The 9,333-nt window shown below is 67.9% G+C and carries 12 protein-coding genes; 10 read left to right on the top strand and 2 right to left on the bottom strand.

The genetic code is table 11. From position 1 onward, the window contains the following. Positions 1-774, bottom strand: a 774-nt coding sequence (locus AC1DXV_RS27030; protein WP_477936468.1) for an NnrS family protein, incomplete at its 3' end; no start/stop codon positions are given. 128 nt (positions 775-902) lie between these two features. On the opposite strand from AC1DXV_RS27030, the gene AC1DXV_RS27025 reads away from it, so the two are divergent. The 6 genes from AC1DXV_RS27025 to AC1DXV_RS27000 all read left to right on the top strand — a co-directional run bounded on the left by AC1DXV_RS27025 (position 903) and on the right by AC1DXV_RS27000 (position 3,664). After that, positions 903-1,424 (top strand): RrF2 family transcriptional regulator, encoded by a 522-nt coding sequence (locus AC1DXV_RS27025; RefSeq protein WP_477873649.1) that lies wholly within the window; start codon positions 903-905, stop codon positions 1,422-1,424. 104 nt (positions 1,425-1,528) lie between these two features. Then, positions 1,529-1,888 (top strand): hypothetical protein, encoded by a 360-nt coding sequence (locus AC1DXV_RS27020; RefSeq protein WP_477873650.1) that lies wholly within the window; start codon positions 1,529-1,531, stop codon positions 1,886-1,888. After that, positions 1,885-2,169, top strand: a complete 285-nt coding sequence (locus AC1DXV_RS27015; protein ID WP_477936466.1) for a hypothetical protein — start codon at positions 1,885-1,887, stop codon at positions 2,167-2,169. The genes AC1DXV_RS27020 and AC1DXV_RS27015 overlap by 4 nt, the downstream gene beginning before the upstream one ends. A 45-nt stretch (positions 2,170-2,214) precedes the next feature. Then, on the top strand, positions 2,215-2,706 hold the full coding sequence (locus AC1DXV_RS27010) for a hypothetical protein (RefSeq protein WP_477873108.1): 492 nt from the start codon (positions 2,215-2,217) through the stop codon (positions 2,704-2,706). Positions 2,707-2,903: 197 nt separating this feature from the next. Further along, the gene (locus AC1DXV_RS27005) at positions 2,904-3,251 is read left to right on the top strand and encodes an H-NS histone family protein (protein WP_197070727.1); all 348 of its coding nucleotides are present in this window, start codon (positions 2,904-2,906) and stop codon (positions 3,249-3,251) included. 23 nt (positions 3,252-3,274) lie between these two features. Next, positions 3,275-3,664: a nuclear transport factor 2 family protein gene (locus AC1DXV_RS27000; RefSeq protein WP_477873110.1), complete on the top strand. Its 390-nt coding sequence runs from the start codon at positions 3,275-3,277 to the stop codon at positions 3,662-3,664. Positions 3,665-3,672: 8 nt separating this feature from the next. Here the strand turns inward: AC1DXV_RS27000 and murI are convergent, their stop codons facing one another. Next, the gene (murI, locus tag AC1DXV_RS26995) at positions 3,673-4,500 is read right to left on the bottom strand and encodes a glutamate racemase (protein ID WP_477936464.1); all 828 of its coding nucleotides are present in this window, start codon (positions 4,498-4,500) and stop codon (positions 3,673-3,675) included. A gap of 200 nt (positions 4,501-4,700) precedes the next feature. On the opposite strand from murI, the gene AC1DXV_RS26990 reads away from it, so the two are divergent. The 4 genes from AC1DXV_RS26990 to AC1DXV_RS26975 all read left to right on the top strand — a co-directional run bounded on the left by AC1DXV_RS26990 (position 4,701) and on the right by AC1DXV_RS26975 (position 9,256). Then, entirely contained in the window at positions 4,701-5,450 is a 750-nt protein-coding gene (locus tag AC1DXV_RS26990; RefSeq protein ID WP_073464036.1) for an electron transfer flavoprotein subunit beta/FixA family protein, read from the top strand. A gap of 2 nt (positions 5,451-5,452) precedes the next feature. Continuing rightward, a complete protein-coding gene (locus tag AC1DXV_RS26985) occupies positions 5,453-6,385 on the top strand; it encodes an electron transfer flavoprotein subunit alpha/FixB family protein (RefSeq protein ID WP_477936462.1) in 933 nt (310 codons plus the stop codon). 98 nt (positions 6,386-6,483) lie between these two features. Further along, complete coding sequence (locus AC1DXV_RS26980; RefSeq protein WP_477936460.1) at positions 6,484-8,277, top strand: acyl-CoA dehydrogenase; 1,794 nt, start codon at positions 6,484-6,486, stop codon at positions 8,275-8,277. A gap of 25 nt (positions 8,278-8,302) precedes the next feature. After that, positions 8,303-9,256, top strand: coding sequence for an NAD(P)H-dependent flavin oxidoreductase (locus tag AC1DXV_RS26975; RefSeq protein WP_477936458.1), 954 nt, complete (start codon positions 8,303-8,305; stop codon positions 9,254-9,256). Positions 9,257-9,333 lie beyond the last annotated feature (77 nt).

Here is a 9,333-nt window from a genome sequence, read left to right as displayed (position 1 = left end):
GGCCAGCAGCGCGGCGGCCAGGCGCGGTGTCTCGCCCGCCACCCACAGCGCCAGCCCGCCGACGGTGGCGACCAGCGCGATGCGGTCGCGCAGCGGCGAGGCCCTCAGTTGCAGCCCGGGCGTCGCGTTCATCGTGAAGGCCGGGATCACGCGGCCGCCCATCACCGTCTCCAGCACGACGATGAGGGCCAGGCCGGCGTGCAGCGGCGCCATCGCATCGAACGCCAGCGCACCGCTGGCCGCGAGGTGGAAGCCGAGGTTCGCGAGGCCCAGCAGCGCGAGCAGCACGGCGATGCCGGCATTGCGCAGGTTGCGCGAGCGGATCACCAGGTCGGCGAACAGCGCGGCCACCAGCGGCAGCAGGGTCACGTCGAGCAGGAAGAACATCGGGTAGGGCGCCCACAGCCCGGCCACGCGCGCGACCAGCCACAGCGCGGCCAGCGCGCCGAGCAGGCCGCCGCGCGGCGTCGGCAGTTGCGTCCACAGGCGGCCGGCGGTGAGCAGGAAGCCGATCACCACCGCGCTGACGACGCCGAAGATCATCTCGTGCGCATGCCACAGCGCGGGGGCGAGCGTGCCGGGCAGCGCGAGGCGGCCAGTGAAGACGAAGAACCAGGCCGCCATCAGCGCGACCGCACCCGTCGCGGCCGCCAGGTAGAACGGGCGGAAGCCCAGCCTCAGCAGCGGCCACCCGCGAGGCGCCGGTGGCTTCGCCCGCGGCGACGGGACGGCGACGCGGATGGGACGGAACGAGGAGGCGGCGGGCGTGGACATGGTGGGCGTTTATTGATGTATTTAATCTGCATCTTAAATCCGGCAGGCCCGCCATGGCAAGAAAGAAGGCATGCCACTTTGTCCCACCCCAAAGTAAACTCCGGCATGCTTGTTTGCTGGAGCGTCCTGTGCGCCTGACCGTCTACACCGACTACACGCTGCGCGTGATGATGTACCTCGCGGTGGCGTGGCCGACGGGTCGTGTCGCGACCATCGACGAGATGGCCGGCGCGTACGACATCTCGCGCAACCACCTGACCAAGATCGTCCACGAGCTCGGCCTGAACGGTTTCATCGCGACGACGCGGGGCCGTGCCGGCGGTGCGATGCTGGCCCGCCCGCCGAACGAGATCTCGATCGGCGACATCGTGCGCATGGCCGAGAAGGACTTCGCGGTGGTCGCGTGCCACGACAGTGCGGTGCCGCACGGCTGCCGGATCTACGCGGCCTGCAACCTGAAGCGCGTGCTGGCCCGTGCGGTCGACGCCTTCATGGCCGAACTCGACGCGATGACGCTGCAGGACGCGATCACCGTGCCGACGGTGGCCGCCTCGCTGCTGGGCATGGGCGCGCAAGATCGGCCGGTGCGGGTGATGCGTTCGCGGCCACCGGTCGCGAAGAAGGCGCCGCGGAGCGCCCGAAGTTCGTAGCCCGGATGCGAATCCGGGAGCGGCCTCCGGATGGGCATCCGGGCTCTCGGTGATCCATCGGGCGTACCTGGTGCGGGAAGGTCAAACTCGCCGAGAATGCCGGCGTGATCGTCTACCTCATCCTCGCCGCCGCTGGAGTTGCCTTCAGCCTTGCCGTGCTTGCAGCGATCGTCTGGGCATTGACCCGACCGAGTGATCGCATCCAGATGGCCGGCCTCTGCCTCTTCGGCTGCATTGCCCTGTATGGCGCCGGGGCCGTGCAGCTCCACGATGCCGACGCCATGCTGGGCATCCTGGCGGGTGCGTATGCCTTGGTGCTGTATGGCGTGCTTGCCGCCTTCGCCGTCTTCCAGCAGCGCTGGGCATGGAAGGCCACCAAAGGGAACGCGCCAGGTCATGACGGGATTCACCGCGTGAGGGGAGTGGGTGAAGCCGCCCTCATGAAGCGCAAGTCGCCTGCATGACTTACCTCGGTGTCCTGCTGATGACGGCGGTGAACGGCCTCCTCCTGCTCTTTGCATCGCTGCTGGCGGCGGGCGGCGACGGAAGCGCAGACGGGATCATGAAAGTCCGGCTGTTCGGCTATTGCTGGATCGCCGTCTTTACCATTGCGGCGCTCGTGCTTTGCGCACGAGGCAAGGGCGGCTCAGGCGTGGCCGTCGCCGGCGCTGCGCTTCCTGCGGCGTTCGTCGTGGGCTTGCTTGTTGTCATCGGTGGGAGTTTCCTCGGCTTCAACATCGGGTAAGGTATTTGTCGAAGCGAACCCGTAACGATTCGACGAAGCCGAACCATGAGAATTTCTCTCGCATTGAGATGGTTTGCAGCGGTGGCTGCATTGGCGACGAGCGCCTGCAGCACCCCGCTGGGGCCGCAGCATGCTTACCCTGCACCTCAACGCGCCGTTACCGAATTGGCGCTGGTTCGCTCGGGGTTGCCGCAATACCGCGACCCGGGGTGCCCTGTCGTCGGGGTCGGCACGATCCAGATTCTTGCCGTCGATGGACAGCGTCTGTTCACTTACCCCGCGGATCCTCCCCGCTCCGTCTACGTGTTGCCTGGCAAGAGATCGGTGACCGTCAAGTTCATGACCACACCCCAGCAGGTGGGTGACACGACAGCCTCGCCGGTCTTCGATTCCTACTCCGGACAACCGACCGTGATGCTGGACCTCACCGCGGGCGAAATCGTCCGCCTTGACGCCGTGATCGATCGGGTCAACAAGCGTTTCGGCATTGTCGCGAAGCGTCAATCGCCGACGGAATGCTGGCCGGGCGACAAATAGCTGTGCCTGGCCCGGTTCAAAGTGGAAACGGTGGCGGGCCGAGCACACCGAGTGGTGGGCGACGCAATCCGAGAATTCCCGTTTTCGGGGCCCGTTGCGGCCGGTGCACGCCTTTGACGCTCCGCGCTCAAAAACGGCCACGCCGCACATAGACTACCGGTCATCGCATTTTCCGATCCATGTCCAGGACCATCGAGATGACCGAACTGAAGGGTATGTCGTACGCGGAGCTGCGCGCTCTGCTGGAGCAAACCGAAGCCGCACTGGCCGCCAAGCGCACCGAGGAACTGAAGGTTCTGGCGGACGGCTACGCCAAGAAGCTGCAAATGGGCGGCTTCACCATCGCCGAGGGCATCGAGGCGCTGAAGCCCTACCTGCCTGCCAAGCCCGTCAAGACGCCGTCGGCGCCCGGCGAAGAGCGCAAGGCCAAGTACGCGAACCCCGCCGACCCCAGCCAGACCTGGGTCGGCATGGGCAAGCCGCCGCAGTGGTTCCGGGATCAGCTCGCCGCCGGCCGCTCGCGCGAGGACATGCAGATCTCCTGACAACTTCCCTGAGAGGACACGCCATGGCCATCGCCACGCTTGCCGTCTGGCACGAACTCGTCGCGACACGCAACGCGAAGGGGCTCGGGGCGCTGCTTGCCGACAACGTCGTCTTCCACTCGCCGGTGGTGCACACGCCGCAGGTGGGGAAGGCCGTCACGGCGCAGTACCTCGGCGCGGCCTTCCGCGTGTTCTTCAACGAGAGCTTCCGCTACGTGCGCGAAGTCGCCGGCCCGCGTGACGCGGTGCTCGAGTTCCAGGTGGAAATCGACGGCATCGCCGTCAACGGCGTCGACATGCTCACCTGGGACAACGATGGACGGATCGTCGACTTCAAGGTGCTGATCCGGCCGCTGAAGGCGATCAACCTGATCCACCAGAAGATGGGCGCGATGCTGCAGGCGCAGCAGTAGCCGCACGATCAGGCGTCCGATCCGCTCACCTCGCAGCGGAACGCCAGCCAACTCGCGGCCACCCGCTGCAATGCCGCCACGTTGCCGGTCGTTTCCAGTTGCACCGCATCGCTGGCCCTATCGTCGGTCGCATGCGCCGCGCCGCCGGCCTGCCACAGTTGTGCCGCGCGACGCGCCACCGCATCGGCGGTGTCGATGATCTGCACCTGCGGCCCCATCGCGTCCGCGATCAGGTGTTGCACGAAAGGGTAGTGCGTGCAGCCCAGCACGACGGTGTCGACGCCTGCATCGCGCAGCGGTGTGCAATACCGCTCGACCATCGCCCGCAGTTCGGGCGTGTCGAGCGCGCCCCGCTCGATCAGGTCGGCCAGGCCGGGGCAGGGCTGGGCCGTGATCTGCACCGCATCGCCCTGCCGCGCCAGCAGCTGCCGGAACTTCTCGCTGCGCAAGGTGCCGGTGGTGGCCAGCACRCCGATGCGGCCGTTGCGGGTCGCGGCCACCGCCGGCTTCAGCCCCGGCTCGACGCCGACGATCGGCAGCGCCGGCCAGCGCTCGCGCAGGCTCGCGACCGCCGCGGCCGTCGCGGTGTTGCACGCGACCACCAGCAGCTTTGCGCCCTGCGCCACCAGGTGCTGCGCCATGCGCTGCGAGCGCTCGACGATGAAGGCCTCGCTGCGGTCGCCATACGGCGCGTTCGCCGAATCGGCCAGGTAGCGCAGCGGCGCCTGCGGCAGCTGCCGGTGCAAGGCCCGCAGCACCGAGAGCCCACCGAGCCCCGAATCGAACACGCCGATGGGGTCGACGGCAGCGGATTCAGGGGGCTGTGGCTCGGGCATGGCGGCGCAGTCTAGCAACGCATTCGAAGCGAACGTCGCGCGGGTGACGCGAAAACCGCCCCGACCTGTGCGAGAATAAAAAAAGCACGATCGTTCTATTTCGATGCCGCAGCAGGGTCTCCCCCGGCGCCGCGCGCGGGGTGCCCGAGGCCCCGCCACTAGAATCGATCAACCCTTTCAGAGTCATCAGGAGCGTGCGAATGAAGGTATTGGTCGCGGTCAAGCGCGTTGTGGACTACAACGTCAAGGTGCGGGTCAAGAGCGATGGCAGTGGCGTGGACATCGCCAACGTCAAGATGAGCATGAACCCGTTCGACGAGATTGCCGTCGAAGAAGCGGTTCGATTGAAGGAGAAGGGCGCGGTGACCGAGGTCATCGCCGTCTCGCTCGGCGTCACGCAGTGCCAGGAGACGCTGCGCACCGCGATGGCGATCGGCGCCGATCGCGCGATCCTCGTCGAGACCACCGAAGAGCTGCAGCCGCTGGCCGTCGCCAAGCTGCTGAAGGCACTGGTCGACAAGGAGCAGCCGGGGCTCGTGATCCTCGGCAAGCAGGCGATCGACGACGACTGCAACCAGACCGGGCAGATGCTGGCCGCGCTGGCCGACCTGCCGCAGGCCACCTTCGCGAGCAAAGTCGAGATCGCCGATGGCGCCGCCCTCGTCACGCGCGAGGTCGATGGCGGCCTCGAGACGCTGAAGGTCACGCTGCCGGCGGTCGTCACGACCGACTTGCGCCTGAACGAGCCGCGCTACGTGACGCTGCCCAACATCATGAAGGCGAAGAAGAAGACGCTCGAGGTGCTGAAGCCGTCCGACCTCGGTGTCGACGTGACGCCGCGCCTGAAGACCCTGAAGGTGAGCGAGCCGCCGAAGCGCAGCGCCGGCATCAAGGTGCCCGATGTCGCAACCCTCGTCTCGAAGCTCAAGACCGAAGCCAAGGTGATCTGACCATGACCGCACTCGTGATTGCTGAACACGACAACGCCTCGATCAAGGGCGCCACCCTCAACACCGTGACCGCGGCCGCCCAGTGCGGCGGCGAGGTGCACGTGCTCGTGGCCGGCAGCCATGCCGGTGCCGCCGCGCAGGCCGCCGCGCAGATCGCAGGCGTCACCAAGGTGCTGCATGCCGATGCCGCGTACTTCGAGCACGGCCTGGCCGAGAACGTCGCGGCCCAGGTGCTGGCGGTGGCCTCGGCCTACAGCCACATCGTGTTCCCGGCCACCGCCAGCGGCAAGAACATCGCGCCGCGCGTGGCCGCCAAGCTCGATGTTGCGCAGATCAGCGACGTGACCCAGGTCGTCAGCCCCGACACCTTCGAACGCCCGATCTACGCCGGCAACGCCATCGCCACGGTGCAGAGCGCCGACAAGGTGAAGGTGCTCACCGTGCGCACGACCGGCTTCGACCCGGCCGCCGCCAGCGGTGGCTCGGCAGCGGTGGAGAGCACGGCTGCCGTGGCCGACAGCGGCAAGAGCAGCTTCGTCGGCTCCGAGATCGCGAAGAACGACCGCCCCGAGCTGACCGCCGCGAAGATCATCGTCTCGGGCGGCCGCGCGCTCGGCTCCAGCGACAAGTTCAACGAGGTGCTGACGCCGCTGGCCGACAAGCTCGGCGCCGCGCTGGGCGCGAGCCGCGCCGCGGTGGATGCCGGCTACGCGCCGAACGACTGGCAGGTCGGCCAGACCGGCAAGATCGTCGCGCCGCAGCTGTACATCGCCGCCGGCATCTCGGGTGCGATCCAGCACCTGGCCGGCATGAAGGATTCGAAGGTGATCGTCGCGATCAACAAGGACCCCGAAGCGCCGATCTTCAGCGTGGCCGACTACGGCCTCGAGGCCGATCTGTTCACGGCCGTGCCGGAGCTGGTGAAGGCCCTGTAAGACCCGGAGCCTGCGCCGCAAGCAGTGCCCCGCAAGCCCGTTGGCTCGATCGAATCAACGGGCTTTCTTTTTGCCTGAACGAGAACAAGGAGACAACGATGAGCTACATCGCCCCCGTCAAGGACATGCTGTTCTGCATGAAGGAACTGGCCGGCCTGGAGGCCGTGGCGCAACTGCCCGGCTTCGAGGACGCCGGGCTGGAGACGGCGCAGGCGGTGCTCGAGGAATGCGCGCGCTTCAACCAGGAGGTGCTCGCGCCGCTGAACTTCGAGGGCGACAAGAACCCGTCGTCGTGGAAGGATGGCAACGTCACCACCACGCCGGGCTTCAAGCAGGCCTTCCGCCAGTTCGCCGAGGGCGGCTGGCAGGGCTTGCAGCACCCGTCGGATTTCGGCGGGCAGAACCTGCCGAAGACCATCGGCGCGGCCTGCATCGAGATGCTCAACAGCGCCAACATGAGCTTCGCGCTGTGCCCGCTGCTGACCGATGGCGCGATCGAGGCGCTGCTCACCGCCGGCACGCCGGAGCAGCAGGCGCTGTACCTGCCGAAGATGATCTCCGGCGAGTGGACCGGCACGATGAACCTGACCGAGCCGCAGGCCGGCTCCGACCTCGCGCTGGTGCGCACGCGCGCCGAGCCGCAGCCCGACGGCAGCTACAGGATCTTCGGCACCAAGATCTTCATCACCTACGGCGAGCACGACATGGCGGGCAACATCGTCCACCTGGTGCTGGCCCGCGTGGTCGGTGCGCCCGAGGGCGTGAAGGGCATCAGCCTGTTCCTGGTGCCGAAGTTCATCGTGAACGCCGACGGCTCGCTCGGCGCGCGCAACGATGCGCACTGCGTGAGCATCGAGCACAAGCTGGGCATCAAGGCCAGCCCGACCGCGGTGCTGCAGTTCGGTGACCATGGGGGGGCCGTCGGGCAACTCATCGGGCAGGAGAACCGCGGCCTCGAGTACATGTTCATCATGATGAACGCGGCCCGCTATGCGGTGGGCATGCAGGGCATCGCGGTGGCCGAGCGGGCCTACCAGAAGGCGGTGGCCTATGCGAAGGACCGCGTGCAGTCGCGCCCGGTCGACGGCTCGGTGGCCGGCAGCGCGAGCATCATCCACCACCCCGACGTGCGCCGCATGCTGATGACGATGCGCGCGCTGACCGAAGGCTGCCGCGCGATGGCGCTGACGGCCGCGGCCGCCTACGACGCGGCGCACGCCCACCCCGATGCCGAGGTGCGCCGGCAGAACCAGGCCTTCTACGAGTTCATGGTGCCGCTGGTGAAGGGTTACAGCACCGAGATGAGCCTGGAGGTGACGAGCCTGGGCGTGCAGGTGCATGGCGGCATGGGCTTCATCGAGGAGACCGGCGCGGCGCAGTACTACCGCGACGCGAAGATCCTGACCATCTACGAAGGCACGACCGCGATCCAGGCCAACGACCTGGTCGGCCGCAAGACGGCGCGCGACGGCGGCCAGACCGCGAAGGCGATCGCCGTGCAGATCGAGAAGACCGAGGCCGAACTCGACAAGCGCGACAGCCTGGCCGCGCGCGCGGTGCTGAAGCGGCTGGCCGCGGCGCGCGAGGCCTTCGTGCAGGTGGTCGAGTTCGTGGCCGGCTCGACCAAGGCGCATCCGAACGCGGTGTTCGCCGGCTCGGTGCCATACCTGATGCTGGCCGGCAACCTGATGGCCGGCTGGCAGCTGGCGCGTGCGCTGCTGGTGGCCGAGACGCAGCTGGCGGCCGGTGAGGGTGACAGCGCGTTCCTGCAGGCCAAGCAGGCGACGGCGCGCTTCTACGCCGAGCACATCCTGAGCCGCGTGCCCGGCCAGCGCGATGCCATCCTCGACGGTGCCGACAGCGTGATGGCGCTGGCGATGGACGCGTTCTGATCTGTCAATTCAACGGAGACCTGCCTTGTCGCTTCCGCCCGTTCTGCAGAACCTGCCGCTGCCGGTGATCGGCTCGCCGCTGTTCATCATCAGCAACCCCCAGCTCGTGATCGAGCAGTGCAAGGCCGGCATCGTCGGCGCGATGCCGGCGCTCAACGCGCGCCCGGCCGAGTTGCTCGACGAGTGGCTGGCCGAGATCACCGAGACGCTGGCGGCGCACGACCGCGCGCACCCGGAGCGCCCGGCCGCGCCGTTCGCGATCAACCAGATCGTGCACAAGAGCAACGACCGGCTCGACCACGACATGGCGCTGTGCGCGAAGTACAAGGTGCCGGTCATCATCACCTCGCTCGGCGCGCGCACCGATGTCAACGACGCGGTGCACGCCTGGGGCGGCATCGTGCTGCACGACGTCATCAACAACTTCTTCGCGAAGAAGGCGATCGAGAAGGGCGCCGACGGGCTGATCGCGGTGGCGGCCGGTGCCGGCGGCCATGCGGGCGTGAAGAGCCCGTTCGCGCTGGTGCAGGAGATCCGCACCTGGTTCGACGGCCCGCTGGCGCTGAGCGGCTCGATCGCGAGCGGTGACGCGATCCTCGCGGCGCGGGCGATGGGTGCCGACCTGGCCTACATCGGCTCGGCCTTCATCGCCACCGACGAGGCGCGCGCGAGCGACGACTACAAGCAGATGATCGTCGCCAGCAGCAGCGATGACATCGTCTACAGCAACCTCTTCACCGGCGTGCACGGCAACTACCTGAAGGGCTCGATCGTGAAGGCCGGGCTCGATCCGGAGAACCTGCCCGAGAGCGACCCGAGCAAGATGAACTTCGGCGGCGATGCACGCAAGGCCTGGAAGGACATCTGGGGCTGCGGGCAGGGGATCGGCGCGATCGACAAGGTGGTGCCGGCGCGCGTGCTGGTGGAGCGGCTGCACGGCGAGTACGAAGCGGCGCGGCGGAGGCTGGCGGTGGCCTGATCGGCGTCGGTCGGGAGCGATGGCAGAGAATGGCCCGATGAATGCACCCCCTGTCGGCCAGCCTGCCATCTCCGAAC

It is taken from the genome of Rhizobacter sp. P3_C12 (assembly GCF_056402735.1).
This window is presented reverse-complemented; position numbering and strand designations above follow the sequence as displayed.